The sequence below is a fragment of the Pseudomonas sp. SIMBA_067 genome (assembly GCF_046534675.1).
GTDB lineage: Bacteria > Pseudomonadota > Gammaproteobacteria > Pseudomonadales > Pseudomonadaceae > Aquipseudomonas > Aquipseudomonas putida.
Genome location: NZ_JAWRYH010000004.1, coordinates 355,001 through 370,180 on the forward strand (window position 1 = coordinate 355,001; position 15,180 = coordinate 370,180).

The 15,180-nt window shown below is 63.6% G+C and carries 14 protein-coding genes; 3 read left to right on the plus strand and 11 right to left on the minus strand.

The window, feature by feature from the left end:
* Window positions 1-6: 6 nt before the first annotated feature.
* The 3 genes from SB765_RS12220 to SB765_RS12230 are packed head-to-tail and all read right to left on the minus strand — an operon-like array spanning window position 7 to window position 2,830.
* Complete coding sequence (locus SB765_RS12220) at window positions 7-1,002, minus strand: TRAP transporter substrate-binding protein (RefSeq protein WP_341796111.1); 996 nt, start codon at window positions 1,000-1,002, stop codon at window positions 7-9.
* Window positions 1,003-1,031: 29 nt separating this feature from the next.
* Window positions 1,032-2,315 carry a TRAP transporter large permease subunit gene (locus SB765_RS12225; protein ID WP_410931385.1) on the minus strand — a complete coding sequence of 428 codons (1,284 nt, stop codon included), beginning with the start codon at window positions 2,313-2,315 and terminating at the stop codon, window positions 1,032-1,034.
* Window positions 2,315-2,830 (minus strand): TRAP transporter small permease, encoded by a 516-nt coding sequence (locus SB765_RS12230; protein ID WP_341796109.1) that lies wholly within the window; start codon window positions 2,828-2,830, stop codon window positions 2,315-2,317. The genes SB765_RS12225 and SB765_RS12230 overlap by 1 nt, the downstream gene beginning before the upstream one ends.
* Before the next feature lie 329 nt (window positions 2,831-3,159).
* Here SB765_RS12230 and SB765_RS12235 point away from each other — a divergent pair, with 329 nt between their 5' ends.
* Together SB765_RS12235 and SB765_RS12240 are read left to right on the plus strand one after the other, a co-directional pair.
* Window positions 3,160-3,729, plus strand: a complete 570-nt coding sequence (locus SB765_RS12235) for an SPOR domain-containing protein (protein WP_063426967.1) — start codon at window positions 3,160-3,162, stop codon at window positions 3,727-3,729.
* A gap of 190 nt (window positions 3,730-3,919) precedes the next feature.
* Window positions 3,920-4,345, plus strand: a complete 426-nt coding sequence (locus tag SB765_RS12240; protein ID WP_341796108.1) for a GTP pyrophosphokinase — start codon at window positions 3,920-3,922, stop codon at window positions 4,343-4,345.
* A gap of 3 nt (window positions 4,346-4,348) precedes the next feature.
* Here SB765_RS12240 and SB765_RS12245 read toward each other — a convergent pair whose 3' ends face one another.
* Both SB765_RS12245 and SB765_RS12250 read right to left on the minus strand, forming a co-directional pair.
* Window positions 4,349-5,041: an endonuclease gene (locus tag SB765_RS12245; protein WP_410910106.1), complete on the minus strand. Its 693-nt coding sequence runs from the start codon at window positions 5,039-5,041 to the stop codon at window positions 4,349-4,351.
* Window positions 5,042-5,047: 6 nt separating this feature from the next.
* The gene (locus tag SB765_RS12250) at window positions 5,048-5,290 is read right to left on the minus strand and encodes a DUF1654 domain-containing protein (RefSeq protein WP_016498977.1); all 243 of its coding nucleotides are present in this window, start codon (window positions 5,288-5,290) and stop codon (window positions 5,048-5,050) included.
* Between the two features lie 200 nt (window positions 5,291-5,490).
* Between SB765_RS12250 and SB765_RS12255 the strand changes: the two genes are divergently transcribed.
* The gene (locus tag SB765_RS12255; protein ID WP_410931386.1) at window positions 5,491-7,536 is read left to right on the plus strand and encodes a TonB-dependent receptor family protein; all 2,046 of its coding nucleotides are present in this window, start codon (window positions 5,491-5,493) and stop codon (window positions 7,534-7,536) included.
* Window positions 7,537-7,601: 65 nt separating this feature from the next.
* Here SB765_RS12255 and SB765_RS12260 read toward each other — a convergent pair whose 3' ends face one another.
* From SB765_RS12260 to SB765_RS12285, 6 genes are all read right to left on the minus strand, one after another.
* Window positions 7,602-8,897: an NAD(P)/FAD-dependent oxidoreductase gene (locus tag SB765_RS12260; RefSeq protein ID WP_410931387.1), complete on the minus strand. Its 1,296-nt coding sequence runs from the start codon at window positions 8,895-8,897 to the stop codon at window positions 7,602-7,604.
* A gap of 54 nt (window positions 8,898-8,951) precedes the next feature.
* On the minus strand, window positions 8,952-9,374 hold the full coding sequence (locus SB765_RS12265; RefSeq protein ID WP_016498980.1) for a RidA family protein: 423 nt from the start codon (window positions 9,372-9,374) through the stop codon (window positions 8,952-8,954).
* Between the two features lie 31 nt (window positions 9,375-9,405).
* A complete protein-coding gene (locus SB765_RS12270; protein ID WP_341796104.1) occupies window positions 9,406-10,545 on the minus strand; it encodes a tyramine oxidase subunit B in 1,140 nt (379 codons plus the stop codon).
* A gap of 125 nt (window positions 10,546-10,670) precedes the next feature.
* Window positions 10,671-11,888, minus strand: coding sequence for a multidrug effflux MFS transporter (locus SB765_RS12275; protein ID WP_410931388.1), 1,218 nt, complete (start codon window positions 11,886-11,888; stop codon window positions 10,671-10,673).
* A gap of 193 nt (window positions 11,889-12,081) precedes the next feature.
* Window positions 12,082-13,392, minus strand: coding sequence for a hypothetical protein (locus SB765_RS12280; protein ID WP_410910109.1), 1,311 nt, complete (start codon window positions 13,390-13,392; stop codon window positions 12,082-12,084).
* A 178-nt stretch (window positions 13,393-13,570) separates the two neighbouring features.
* The gene (locus tag SB765_RS12285; RefSeq protein ID WP_410931389.1) at window positions 13,571-15,058 is read right to left on the minus strand and encodes an aldehyde dehydrogenase family protein; all 1,488 of its coding nucleotides are present in this window, start codon (window positions 15,056-15,058) and stop codon (window positions 13,571-13,573) included.
* Window positions 15,059-15,180: the final 122 nt, after the last annotated feature.

Consider the following 15,180-nt stretch of genomic DNA (forward strand, 5'->3'; position numbering starts at 1 on the left):
AGGGCGTCACTGTGGCTGGTAACCCATGGCCTGGTAGACCTTGCTGACCAGTTCGGGATTGATCTGTGCGGCGTACTTGTCGACCACGGGGCGGATTTTGGCCTGGATGCGCGCCACCTCTTCGGGCGGCAGCTGGTTGACTTGCATGCCCGCGCCCTGCAGGTCGGCGATGGCCTTGCTGTCGGCCTCCCGGGAGATGCGCCGTTGTTCCAGACGCACTTCCTGGGCAACTTCGGTCAGCAGTTGCTGCTCGTCCTTGTTGAGGCTGTCCCAGAACGTCTTGCTGATCAGCACGATCTGCGGGTTGTAGTTGTGCCGGGTCAGGCTCAGGTACTTCTGCACCTCGTTGAAGCGCGAGGCGAGGATCAGCGCCGCCGGGTTTTCCTGGCCGTCCACGGTGCCGGTCTCCAGCGCCGTGTGCACCTCGGTGAAAGGAAGCGGCGTCGGGTTGGCACCGAGTGCCGCCCACACGTCGAGGAACAGCGGCGATTGCTGGGCGCGAATCTTCAGCCCGGCGATGTCTTCCAGCTTTTGCACCGGCCGCGCATTGTTGGTCAGGTTGCGCTCGCCCAGCTCCCAGAACGCCAGGCCAACCAGGTTTTTCGCCGGCAGCTGGTCGGTGAGCATCTTGCCCACCTCGCCGTCGAGCATGGCATCGACCTTGGCGGTGTCGGTGTACAGGAACGGGAAGTCGAGGATGCCAAAGTCGGTGACGTGGTTGAGCATCAGCCCGGCGTTCCAGGTCATCATTTCCACCACGCCACCCTGCAAGGACGACAGCACCTGCACGTCGCCGCCCAAAACACCGTTAGGGAAGGTGCGTACCTTGATCTTGCCTTCGCTGCGCGCCTGAACCTTCTTGGCGAACAGTTCCATGCCGATGGCCGGTGGCGTGCCCTTGGGGCTGGTAGCGGCGAACTTGATGACGCGGGCATTGTAGTCGGCGGCCATGCTCAAGCTGCTGGACAGCAACAGGGCGGTGATGAGGGCGAGTTTCTTCATGGACAGTACCTTTATTGTTATAGGGGAGATCAATGCCCGAACCACTGGGCGGGAACGGTGACCAGGTCGGGGAAGATGACCAGCAGGGACAGCACGATGATTTCCGCGATCAGGAACGGGAACGTGCCTTTGAGCAGTGCCTCGTAACGCATGCGACCGATGCCGCAGACCACGTTGAGCACCGTGCCCACCGGCGGGGTGATCAGGCCGATCGAGCAATTGATCATGAACAGCACGCCGAAGTAGATCGGGTCGATGTTCGCAGCGGTCACCACCGGTACCAGGATCGGCGCGAGCAGCAATACGGTGGGGGTGAGGTCCATGACCATGGAAATCACCAGGATCAGCAGCATCAGCACTACGATCAGCAGCCGCGGGTTGTCCATCACTGGCTGGATCAGGTCGATGATTTGCCCGGGGATATCGGCGATGGTGATCATCCAGGCCGGGATCGAAGCGGCAGCTACCAGGAACATCACGGCAGCGGTGGTCTTGCCGGCGCGCAACAGCAGTTCGTTGAGCGACTTGAGGCTGAGCTCGCGGTAGATCAGCGACGACACCAGCAGGGCATAGACACTGGCCACCGCACCGGCCTCGGTCGGGGTGACCACGCCAAAGCGCAGGCCGACGACGATGATCACCGGCAGCATCAGCGCCCAGAAGCTGTCAACCAGGGCCTTGAGGCGCTCCTTGCCGCTGGCCTTGGGGCTCAGCTCCACATCGTTGTTACGCCGCGACATCAGCCACCAGGCCACCACCAGTGCGGCGGCGATCATCAGGCCCGGGGCGATGCCGGCGAGGAACAGCTTGGTGATCGACAGCCCCGAAGCCACGCCCAGCACGACGAAACCGATGCTGGGTGGAATGATCGAACCCAGCACCGACACCGATGCGATCAGGCCCCCGGAGCGGTCACGGTTGTAGCCGGCGATGACCATCATCGGCAGCAACAGGGCGGTCAGCGAGGCGGCGTCGGCCAAGGCCGAACCGGACAGGCTTGACAGCAGCACGCCGGCAAAAATGGTGACGTAGCCAAGCCCGCCGCGCAGGTGGCCGACCAGGGTGATGGCCAGCTTGATGATGCGGTTGGACAAGCCGCCGCTGTTCATTACCTCGCCAGCGATGATGAAAAGCGGAATTGCCAGCAGCGGGAAGCTGCCCGCCGAGTTGATGATGTTCTGCGCGATGATCTGGCCATCGAACAGGCCCAGCAGCCACATCAACGCCACGCCGCAGAGGATCAGGGCATAGGCGATGGGGGCGCCGATCAGGATGGCGGCCATCAGGACGCCGACGAAAACAGACAGGGCCATTATTCGACTGCTCCGTCATTGAGCGAAGTTTCGGTCTGGGCGGGCGTCGGGAGGTTGCCCGTGAGGTTCCTGACCAGTTGGGTGCAGATCAGCAGTGCGCTGAGGATGCAGAAGACCAGGCCTGCGCCGTAGAACAGCGCCATGGAAATACCCGTGGAGGGAGCGCCGACATGCAGGTTGATCAGGGTCTGCTTCCAGCTGCCGTGGAGAAACAGCCAGGTCACATAGAGCATCAGCAGTTGCGTCAGTGCCAGCAGGCAGCGGGCCACGCCAGGCGAGACGCGGCGGGTGACGATGTCGACGCCGATGTGGCCGTGTTCGTGCAGCATCAGTTGCGCGCCAGCAAACACCAGCCAGACAAACGCCAGGCGGGAAATCTCTTCGCTGAAGAACAACCCCGAGTTGAAGCCATAGCGCAGCACGACGTTGGTGAAAATCAGGCAGGTGATGCCGACCAGGCAACCTACCACCAGCGTCTTGAGGATGATGAAGTAAGCATCGACCAGGGTTTTCATGGCGCCTCCTGGGGCAGAACTGCCCAGGAAGCGCCAAAAGCGCCCGGTGCGATCATGCGGACGCAAGCATCCACCTGTATGTATGAGCGGGACATGGGTTCACCTTTATTATTATTCGACATACGTCGTCGTATGACTGCCCCGATTCTTGTACGAAATTCCCGGTTTGCGCTGCCTCAAGTTTTTTATCAGCGGGATAAGAAATGGCGATCAGCGCCGCCGTCGGGGGTGTCGTCCGATGACTTGGTTGCAAGGTGTAACGTATGGTCGCGGTCCTTGCGCGGGGCCGTCGTGCTAGAATCCGCCCCTTCGAATCTGGAGGTACACGCGTGCGCAAACTGGCTGTGGTAATGGCAGTGCTTGCCTTGGCGGGCTGTGAGAACGAGGTGGAAGGCGTGCACAAGCAGGTGGCCGAACACCTGCACAACCCCAAGACCGCCAAGTTCGGCAACGTGCGGATCGACACCCAGGGCACCATCTGCGGCCAGGTCCGCGGCAAGGACGATGCCGGGCAGTACGAAGCCTACCGCAGCTACGTGGCCATCAAGCGCGACGGCCAGTACGACATCATCGTCGACGACACCGGCAACAACCTGCGCATCCGCGAAGTGTGCGGCGGCGCCGACCTGCAACGCCGTGCCGATGCACTGGCTGGCCAGCCGGCCCCGGAGGGCTGGGATGTGGAAGTGATCCAGGGCGCCAACATGGGCGCGCTGAGCGACATGACCGCACGGCTGATCGAAAAGGGCATCCCCTCTTCGGTGGAATACCGCAACGGCAAGCCGGTGGTGCTGATGGGGCCGTTCCCTAGCCGTGAAGAAGCGCAAGCCCGCAAGGACGAAGTGATGGCCAAGCTGGGCACCGATTCGGTGGTTATCCAGCACGGCGCAGCCCGCTAGAACTGCAGCAGTGGGTGGGAGGCCGGAGCCTTCGCGGCACCTGTGGGAGCGGGCATGCCCGCTCCCACAACATTTGCCTTCATAAGGCCGCGCCAACCGGGTGTGTGTAGCTTTGTCAGGCGTGAGTTAGACATTGTTCACACAAGTTTGGCTATGCTTGGGTGGAAGATGCCGAACGGGGAGGGGCCTCATGTCTACACTGGAGCGGGCCATTGCCGTGGCCGCCAGAGCGCATGAAGGGCAATACGACAAGGGTGGAGTGGCGTACATTCTCCACCCGCTACGCGTGATGATGCGGGTGTCCACGCCCGAGCAACGGATTGTCGCAGTGCTTCACGATGTGATCGAGGACACCCCGCTGACGTTGTCCGACCTGGCGCGCGAGGGGTTTGCGCTGAAAATCCTTGCCGCCTTGCTGGCGCTCAGTCGCCGTGAGGGCGAGCCTTACCAGGACTTCGTGGTACGCCTGGGCGACGACCCGTTGGCCCGAACCGTCAAGCTTGCCGACCTGGCCGATAATAGTGACCTTTCCCGCATTCCTTGCCCTGGCCCCGCCGACCTGGCGCGGCTGGCCCGTTACCGGGAAGCCAGCGCCTATTTACAAGCGCTGGCCTGAGGCTCAACTACACGCCTTGAGGTTGACCGGGCCCACAAACTCGTTACCTCGTCCCATCACACAGGCTACCTGCTGGTTGCGTTGCCGCTCCCATGCCTGCGGCGGGTAGGTCTTGTTCCAGGCCTCGTACAACTGGCGGTCCTGCCTGGACAGGCGCAGGTTGTACTGCTTGCTCATATAGAAGTAGGTGCGGGCGATCATGCCGCGGATCGACGGGCGTGGCATCACCTTCTTGGCCTTGAAGTCGACCTGGGTCAGGCAACTGCCATACTGGCCGCGCTGTTCTGGCAGCCAGCCGAAACTGAAGTTGCTACGGTCGCCGTTGACCTCGCCGATGCTCGGCACCAGGTTGTGCAGGTCGGCTTCGGCGCGTTTGTACACCTCGTCATGCTGCGAGCACTGCTTGCGCCCGCCGCTTTGCCAACACTGGCGCTGATGGCCGATCTGCCAGGCCGGTACGATGTGTTCCCACTCGATGCGCGACGCGCGCTGGGCATTCTTGCGCGGGGCATAGCCGCAGGACGCCAGGTCGACCTTGTTGCCCTTGTATTTGCAGCCGCAATAGAATTCGGTCGATTGCGGCGCATAGAGCTTCCAGGCGACCTTCTTGGCCTCCTGGAAGGTGCGTGGGGCATCGGCTTGCACCAGTGGAGTGGTCAGTAACAGGCAGGCTACCGCGAAAAGCGAAACTCTCATGCGCGGTCAGTCTTCCTTCGGTACGGTCCAGAAAACCTGCACGCCGCCGTCGTCACGGTGGGCGAGGGTGACGTTGTCGTTCTCGGCGATTTCCTCAAGCAAGGTTTCCCAGTCATCCGGGCTTTCCTGCTCCAGGCGAAAGATCAGCGCCGCACGGCTGCGCTGGGCGGTGGGGCTGTTGATGATCTTCTGGATGCGTACACCCAACTGTTCATAGCTGCTCGGGGTGGCGGAGGCGGTGCTGGACACAGGAAATTCCTTGTTTTGCTGTATGCGCATACAGTATTTCAGCGTAAGTAAATTCGCAACTGCTTGCCAGGAAAAATCCTGCGTTCGCGCTGCCGCTGCTGGTCTGGTGTAATGCCGGCAATTTCTGGAAGCTGCGCATGTATCGATTTCTTTCTCGTTTTCCTTCATCTACAAGCCTGGTCCTGCTGTTTGCAGGTGGCATGAGCGCCAATGGCGGTGCCAAGGCCAGTTCACCCGATGTAGTCGTCATGGACCCGTTGGTGGTGACCGGCGCCTATGCGCCCACCAGCACATTCGACCTGCCGTTTTCGGTGGATACCGTTGACCTGTCCCACGGCCCGGATGGCCAGCTTGGCGTCAACCTGTCGGAAGTGCTCAGCAAAGTACCTGGGCTGGTGGTGCAGAACCGGCAGAACTACGCGCAAGACCTGCAGATTTCTTCACGGGGTTACGGTGCTCGCTCGGCCTTTGGCGTGCGCGGCATAAAGCTGCTGAGTGACGGCATACCGGCCAGTACGCCCGACGGGCAAGGGCAGGCCGCCACGCTGAACCTGGACGTGGCCGACCGGATCGAAGTGCTGCGCGGCCCGGCAGCGACGCTGTACGGCAGCAACGCCGGTGGCGTGATCCAGATGTTTACCCGCGACGGGCAGGGGCCTGCACGCGTGGGTGCCGAAACCACCTTTGGCAGCGACGGCTTCAACAAGAACCACCTGTCGGCAGAGGGCGGCAACGACACTGCAGGTTTCGTGCTGGATGCCTCGCGCCTGGATACCGATGGCTATCGCGACCACAGTGCCGCGCGCCGTGACCAGACCTTCGCCAAGGTCAATTTCAAGCCCGATGAAGACTCGCGCATGGCGCTGATCTACAGCAGCCTTGAGCAGAACAACACGCAGGACCCGCTGGGGCAGACCTGGGATGCCTACAAGCATGACCCACGTTCCACAGCGGCAGTGGCCGAAACCTACAACACCCGCAAAAGCATCGACCACCAGCAGCTAGGCATGAACTACGAGCGCTACTTTGGCGATGCCATGCTGCAGTTCAACCTGTATGCGGGGCGGCGCAGCGTGGTGCAGTATTTGTCCATCCCCAGAACGGTGGCCTCGAACAGCCAGCGTGGCGGCGGGGTTGTGGACTTTGATCGTGAATTCCACGGCGGCACCCTGCGCTGGATCCAGCCGGTTGCCGACGTACCGGGAAATCTCACCTTCACCGTCGGCGCCGATTACGACCAGAGCAAGGACGACCGCCGCGGCTACCAGAATTTCAGCGGCGACCAGTTGGGCGTTAAAGGTGAGTTGCGCCGTGACGAGAAAGACACCGCTACCAGCCTCGACCCGTACCTCCAAGCCCATTGGGAAATCGGCAACTGGACCAGCGAGCTGGGGCTGCGCTACAGCACCATGGAAATGCGTGTCGACGACCATTACCTGGCCAACGGTGACTCCAGCGGCTCGAAGAAGTACCAGCAGGCCACGCCATCACTGTCGGTGATGTACGCGTTCACGCCGGACCTGCGCGGTTACGTGAGCGTCGGCAAAGGCTTCGAAACCCCCACCCAGGCCGAGATGGCCTATGCGCCGGGCTTGGCCGAAAGCTTCAACTTCGGCCTCAAGCCCGCCACCAGCATGCAGTACGAAATGGGTGTGAAGTACCGGCTTGGCGAGCGCACGCGCCTGAATGCGGCGGTGTATGAGATTCATACCGATGACGAAATCGTCGTTGCCAGCGCTACGGATGGTCGAACCAGCTATCGCAATGCAGGGCGTACTGTACGACGTGGCTTTGAGGCGAGCCTGCAAAGTGACTTGAGCGAGCAGTGGCAGACCACCCTGGTGTATACCCGCACCGATGCCCGCTATGCCGATGACATCAGCCAGACCATCGAGAGTGGCAACCGCCTGCCCGGTGTGCCGCTGAACAACCTGTATGGTGAGCTGGTCTGGAAGCCGGTGTCGTCCATCAGCATGGGGGTTGAAGGGCAGTACCGCAGCAAGGTGTATGTGGACGACAGCAACAACGCCAGGGCCGCACCGGCTTATGCGGTATTCAACTGGCGGACCCGGTTCGAGCAACATGTGGGGCCCTGGACGTTCCACCAGCTGCTGCGGCTGGACAACCTGTTTGACCGGCAGTATGTGGGGTCGGTGATTGTCGGTGACGGCAACGGGCGTTATTACGAGGCAGCGCCTGGGCGGTCGTGGTATGCGGGGGCGGGGTTGGAGTACCAGTTCAGGTAGCCGGCAACATCCTCACCAGGCAGGCAGCGCGGTGTATTGCACGGGCTTGCCCACTCCCACTTGTGTCAGGCAAAACGCTCGAAGGAGTACGGGGACGGGTCGATCAGCGGGGTGGCCTGGGCCACCAGGTCTGCCGCCAGCTGGCCAGCAGCAGGCGAGGTGCCGAAGCCATGCCCGGAAAAGCCGGTGGCCAGGGTCAGGCCCGGGATACTGGCCACCGGGCCGATGACCGGGTTGGAGTCGGGGGTGACGTCAATCGTGCCAGCCCAGGCGCTGGCGATACGGGCCTGTTCGAACACCGGCCAGGCCGCTTTCAGGTTGCGCATGGCCTCGTCGTTGAGTGCCGGGTTGGCGTGCGGGTCTTGTACCCGTACACGCTCGAAGGGGGTTACATCCGTGGCCTTCCAGCGCCGGGCCAGGGCCAGGTCCTTGAAGAAGTACTTGCCAAAGCTGATGCGCAAAAAATCCCGCTGGGCACGTAGCTGGGGCAGGTAACGCTTGGCCAGCAGCAGGTGATCGAGGGTGAGGAAGGCGTCCAGCGCGCCACGCTGGGTGATGATGTAGCCGCCGTCCTTGTGCTTGCGGAAGGAAAAGTCCGGTGCGCCCACGGCGATGTCGGTCGGCCCGTCCATTGGCTGTGTGCGCAGCACGGAACAGGTCAGCGGCAAGGTCGGCAGATTGATGCCCAGGTTGCCGAGGAACTTGCGCGACCACAGGCCACCGGCCAGCAACACCTGGTCGCAGCGGATTTCGCCTTGCTCTGTGACCACCCCGCTGACACGGCCGGCTGCGGTGACCAGCGTGCGCACCGCGCAGTTCTCCACTACCACTGCACCTTTGGCGATCGCCGCCCGGGCGATGGCGCTGGCGGCCAGGGTCGGTTCGGCGCGGGCGTCGGAGGGGGTGAAGATGCCACCTGCCCAATCCGCCCGACCACCCGGCACCATCCGGGCGATTTCACGGGTGCTAAGCAGGCGCGAATCCAGGCCCAGCGCCTCGACGCTTTTCAGCCAGCCTTCATGCATGCCCATCTGCGTGTCGTTACGGCCGATGAACATGATGCCGGCTTGGCGATAGCCAACGTCGCTGCCAACCCGTGCGGGCATCTCGGCCCACAGCCGATCAGCCGCCAGTGCCAGGGGAATGTCATGGGCGTGGCGGTTGGTCTTGCGCACCCAGCCCAGGTTGCGCGACGACTGCTCGCCAGCGATACGCCCCTTTTCCAGCACCACCACCGGTATGTTGCGTTCGGCGAGGCTCAGTGCGGCGGTGAGGCCGATAATGCCGCCACCGATGATCACCACGGTAGTGGCGTCGGGGTGGCGGGTGCTGGTTTGCACAGGGGCGATCGTGGGAGACATGGCTTTACTCTTTGTTGTGCGTGCAGGGGGAGTGTTCAGCGCCAGCCGGCGGCCTCACTGGCCAAGGCGGATCAGGGTCACTTGCGCTTGCCCCGCACCGCGGTAGGCGGTGACCTCCAGCTCGACCTTGTAAACGGTGGAGCCCAGCGGCGGGCAGGTGACCGTGGTGGCCGGGTCGATGCCGCGGAACTTCTCGCCGATCACGTCCATGACCCGTGGTACATCGGCAGGGTCCTGGATGAACACGCGTGAGTTGATGACATCGGCCAGGCTGGCATCGACTGCGGCCAGCGCGGTTTCGATGTTGGCGAACACCTGGTGGGTCTGTTCGATGACGTCCTCTGGAATGACTTGGGTCTGCGGGTTGCGCCCGGCGGTGTTGGAGACGTGAATCCAGTTGTCCACCGCCACCAGGCGGGAGTAGCTGGCCATGTCTTCGAACTTGGAGCCGGTTTTCAGTTTGATGATCTGTGTCATGGGCTTTGCCTTGTTATCCGGTTGCGGGGGATCAGCTGAGAACGGGGGTTTCCCAGAGGTTGAGCTTTACGCCGATGCCTTGCTCGAGCGCCTTGCGGTACACCACGGTGCCCCAGGCCACGTCTTCGACGGGCATGCCGCCCACCGACATCAGGATGATTTCGTCGTCATGCAGGCGGCCCGGTGCGTCGCCGCTGATGATCTTGCCGATGTCTTCCACCTGCTCGGGGGCCAGCGTGCCTTCGGCAATCATGTCCATGAAGCGCACACCTACCAGCGGCACGTGGTTGTGCGCAGGCTTGGGCAGCTCTTCGAACCAGGCCTCGTAGAGGCCGGTGTTGTCCACCACCTTGCGCACGTCGTCCTGCTCCATGCCGGCGTCGATACTGCACGGGGCTGGCATGGCCAGGAACGCGCCAGGCTTGACCCACTCGCGTCGCACCAGCGGGTACTGGCTGGGGTCGCCGACTTCGCCCGAGCTGCAGTAGCTGACCAGGTCGGAACCGCGTACCACTTCTTCCAGGGTTTCAACCACCTGGACATGAGTGATTTGCGGGAAGCTGGTTTTCACCCAGGCGACGAAGGCATCCAGGTTCTTCTGGCCACGGCCCTTGACCTTGAGGGTGTCGATCAGCGGGCAGACGGCCATGAACGCAGCGACCGTGGTCTTGCCCATCACCCCCGGGCCGGCCAGGCCGATGACCTTGGCGTCCTTGCGCGCCAAGTGGCGGGCGCCGACGCCCGGGATGGCGCCGGTGCGATAGGCCGACAGCAGGTTGGCCGACATGTGCGCCAGTGGCGCGCCGGTGTCGGCATCGTTGAGGGTGAACATCAGGATCGAGCGGGGCAGGCCTTTCTCACGGTTGGCGATGTTCGAGCCGTACCACTTGGCGCCTGCGGTCTGGAAGTTGCCGCCGAGGTACGCCGGCATCGCCATCATGCGCCGGTCGGCGGTGGGCTTGGGCATGTTGGGGAATGGCGAGTGCTCGGGGAAGGTAATCATCGCGCCGTGCGAGTCGCTGTTCGGGCCGGCCATGCGGTAGTCACCCTGGTACAGCAGGCCGAACATTTCTTCCATGGTGTCGACACAGGCCGGCATGTCGGTGACGCCGGCACGGATCATGTCCTGCTCGGACAGGTAGATGAAGTCAATTCTGGTATCGAGGGTCATGGCGGGTCTCGCAGGGCTGGCTGCCGTCGGATTTGTTGTTGGTTTCGAGGCAACCAGTTTCGCTAACGACTGGTAGGTCGTCTTGTGTCTGCCTGCCAGCCGAGTTGACCGTCAGTGCCAGGGCTTCAATGGCCCGCGAGCGAGAAGCTGGCCGGAGTGTCGCGCAGGCTGAGGGCGGTCAGCAGGCACACCACCAGGGTGCACAGCGCCAGCAGCGCGGCCCATGCGGTCGGGCCGTGGTTGAGTACCACTGCGGCCAGTGGAGCTGCGCCGGCAGACGCCGACAGCTGGATGGCGCCCAGCAGCGCTGCGGTGGAGCCCAGTGCCTTTTCTTGCGAGGCCATCACCAGCGACATCAGCGTCGACTCGGCTATCCCCAGGCCGAACAGGGCTATCACCATGCCGCCGGCCACACCTGGCAGCCCCAGACCGGTCAGTGCACCGAGCAGGCTGATGCAGGCACCGCCGGCCATGCACAGCACGCCCACCCGAGTCAGGGTATTGAGGCCCAGTCGGCTGATCAGGTGGCTGGCCGTCATGGCGCCGAACAGGATCGACACCCCGGTGGCGCCAAACAGCAGGCCGAAGGCTTGGGCGCTCAGGCCGTAGTGGGCCTGGTACACCAGGGTGGCACCGCCGATGTAGGCGAACAGGAAGAAGAATACCGCAGCCACCGCCAGGGTCGGGCGCAGGAAGCGGCGGTCGGCGAGGATGGCCAGGTAGGTGCTGCAGGCGTGGCCCAGGCGCAGGGGTTCGCGTTTGCTGGGCGGCAGGGTTTCCGGCAGGTTCAGCAGGCTGTTGACCAGCACTGCCACGCCCATGCCGGCGAGTACCAGCATCACTGCACGCCAGCCGAAATGTGCGTCGATCACGCCGCCCAGTGCAGGTGCCAGGATCGGTGCGACGCCTTCGATGGTCATCAGCAGGGCGAACAGTTTGGTCGCGGCTACGCCCTGGCTCACATCACGCACCATGCTCATGATCACCACCAGGGTCAGCGCACTGCCCAGGCCCTGGAAAAAGCGCAGCATGATCAGGGTGTCGAGGCTGGGGGCTGCGGCTGCGCCCAGCGAGCACAGGATGAACAGCAGCAGGCCGGCCAGCAGCGGCTTGCGCCGGCCGTAGGCGTCGACGAAGGGGCCGAAGATCAGCTGGCCGGCGCCCATGGCCAGCAGGAAGAAGGTCAATGTCAGCTGTACGCGGGTGAAGCTTGCCTGATAGTGGCTGGCGATTTCCGGCAGGCTCGACAGGTACATGTCGACGGCCGATGGGCCGAGGGCGCCGATCAGGCCAAGGCCCAGGGCGAAGCTGAAGGGTATGGGAGGGGAGGGATTGGCGCGCATGGTTTTCTCTGGCTAATTTTCCTCCTGCCGTCCGGTAGGTTGGTGAATGTTATGCGCCGAGTCGGCTAAGGTCAAACCGTTCCGCAAGGCCACTGATTCCTGTGGGTGCGGGCATGCCCGCTCCCACATTGACCGCATCGCCTTCAAGTCATGCGCATGCAGCACAAGACAGAGGTTGGTTAGCGTGGTTGCTTCAGAACGGCACAGCTACCGTCAGCTGGCTATACACATTGGTGCCATTTCCCCCCACCTGGTTGCCGCCGTTGCTCTCGTCCTTGCGCGGCTGGTACAGGCCCACCAGCGGGCTGATGATCAGGTGCTCGTTGACTGCCCATTCCACATACAGGTCCAGCTCCCGGGCATCGAGGTTGAGGCTGTCGCGGGTGCGCACGGTGTCGAAGTCGAAGTACAGCGCGCCGACCGTGAGGTTTTCCAGCGGCGTCGCCTTCACGCCCACATGGTGGATGCCCGTGTTGCTGTTGAAGGGGCCGGCGTAGTTGGCAGCGACTTCACCCTGGAACCAGGTGCCGTAACCGCTGGACAGGCCGCTGAACAGCGCGTCCCAGCCTGCCGAGTAGCGGGTGTAGCGGTAGGTAACCTGCGGTGCCCACGGCAGGTCGGCGAAGGTGTAGCCGGCCTGCAGGTACCAGGCTTGCTCGGGGCCGTCGGTCTTGTCCTGCCAGGCGTATTCGAAGGCGAAACTGGCATTGTCGATGCCGGCGTTGCCTTCGCCGCGCACGCTGTACACGTCCATGCCTTCGCGGGCTTTCTGGAAGTCGCTGGCCCATTGGTCGGTGACGTCGATGCCGTGAATCCAGGTCAGCCCCAGGGTGCCCAGGGCGTGGGTGTAGTCCAGCGTGCCGGCGGCCAGTTCGGTTTCGGCCTGGGCGCGGTTGTCGGATTTCAGCCACAGCAGGCTGCCATGCAGGCCATCGCTGCCCCCCAGGCGCAGCATTGCGGTGCGGTCGAAGGCGTGGCGGGCGGCCAGGTAGTAGGCCCCGCCGCGGTCCAGCGCACCGTCGGCCACGCCGTTGCCCAGGTTCGGGCCGTCGTCGTTGATCAAAAAACCACTGCCCAGGCGAATGGTCTGGCGGCCGGCGGAAACGTCCACCCCATCCTTGCCCAGCACCGGGAACAGGTCGGCCGAGCGCCAGCCGAGGAAGGCGTCTTCGATCTTGGTGGTGCGTTCGGAGCCATCGGTGTTGCCGGCCGCATCGCCATCGCCCCAGGTGGCCGAGCTCACCCAGTTCAGGCTGCCGTACAGCGTGCCGTTGCCGGCCAGGCCCTGGTCACCGCTGAGGCCATATTTGATAAAGCCTTCACGCCAGGTCGAACCCCCTGTGGTGCCGTCGTAGTTCTTGCGGCTGTTGAACATGCCCCATACCGCCAGCATGTCGGCGTTCAGGTGGCTGTCATCGTCGGCGTACAGCTCAACGGCCGGCGCGGCCTGGCTGGCCAGCAAGGTTGCCAGGGCCAGGGTGGACAGCGTTTGCGGTTTGACCATTACACATCCCTCGTTTGTTCTCGGCGACCTTCACAGGGGCCTTTGTTGTTCGGGGGCACCCTCGGTTCTGGCGAGGGGCCATCGCGGTTGGCGGCGATGGCCTATTAGGGCGTGTGCGGTGGGGCGGGGTCTTGTTCGTGGCTGCCAAGGCGCTTGCACGCCTTGGCCACAGGCGCGGTCAGTAGCGGATCATCACCGACTTGAGCTCGGTGAAGTCATCGATGAAGGCCGAGCCGAACTCGCGGCCAATGCCGGAAGCTTTGATGCCCCCAAACGGTACAGCCGGGTCGAGCAGGGTGTGCATGTTGACCCACAGGGTGCCGGCCTGGATTTGTGGGATCATGCGCATGGCCTTGCCCAGGTCGTTGGTCCACAGGCTGGCGCTGAGGCCGTAGGGCGAAGCGTTCATCAGGTGCAGCAGTTCGTCTTCGTCGTCATAAGGCAGGAAGGTCGCCACCGGGCCGAAGGTTTCCAGGGTGAGCAGGGTGTCGCTGGCCGACCGGGCGAGGATTACCGTGGGTTCGACGAAACAGCCGGGGCCGTCGCCCAAGGTGCCGCCGTGAATGATCTGGCTGCCTTCGGCGCGGGCGATGGCGAACAGTTCGGCCAGCTTCTGCTGGTGCGGCTTGTTGGCCACGGGGCCGAACTGGGTGGCCTCGTCCAGTGGCGAGCCGATTTTCAGTTGGCCCAGGCGCTGGGACAAGGCGTCCAGTAGCGGGTCGATGCGCGAGCGGTGCACGTAGAAGCGCTCGCCAGCGGCGCAGATCTGCCCCGAGTGCAGGAAGCCAGCCTCGATGATGCCATCGACCGCTTTGTCCACGGCCACGTCGGGCAGGAAGGCCACCGCGTTCTTGCCGCCCAGTTCCAGTGTCGCGCGGGTCAGCTTGGCGCCCATGGCAGCCTGGCCTACGGCGATGCCAGTGGGCACGGAACCGGTGAACGAGACCTTGTCGGTACCTGCGTGCTCGATCAGTGCCTTGCCCACCAGGCCACCACCGGTCAGCACGTTCAGTGCACCGGCCGGCAGGCCTGCTTCGGTGGCCAGTTCGGCAATGCGCAGCAGCGTCAGCGGGGTGAATTCGCTGGGTTTGAGGATAATGCTGCAGCCGGTTGTCAGGGCCGAGGCCAGCTTCCAGATGGCGATCATGGTGGCGAAGTTCCACGGCACGATGCCCACCACCACGCCAATCGGCTCGCGCAGGGTGAAGGCGCTGTAGCGCTCACCGGCGAACGAGGGCAGCGACGGGGTGATGGTCTGGCCGGTGATCTTGGTCGCCCAGCCGGCGTAGTAGCGCAGGAAGTGCGCGGCCTGCTCTACTTCGAAGGCACGGGAAATGCCGATGAGCTTGCCGGATTGCAAGGTTTCCAGCTGCGCCAGTGCTTCGCGGTTGGCTTCCAGCAGGTCGGCCAGCTTGAACAGCACTGCGGCGCGGGCGGCGGGGCTGGTGTGCGACCAGGCGGTAAAGCCTTGGCGCGAGGAGCTGACGGCATGGTCGACATCGGCCTGGTTGGCGTCGGCGATGTGGGCGATGGTCTGGCCGTTGGCCGGGTTGACCACGGCAATGTTCGACGACGACTGGCTGGCGAGGTGCTGGCCGTGGATGAACACGCCATGCTCGCGGGCCAGGAAGGCCGTGACGGCAGGTAGGAGGGTGATGTCGCTCATGCAGACTCCGGGGCAGGTGGCCAAAGTTTGCAGCTTAGTGAGCGGGGCAGAGCGGTGCTTGTGCCTGCGTGACAGGTGCATGACTGTGGCTGCCAAGCGATGAGTCAGCCTTGCGCGATCCT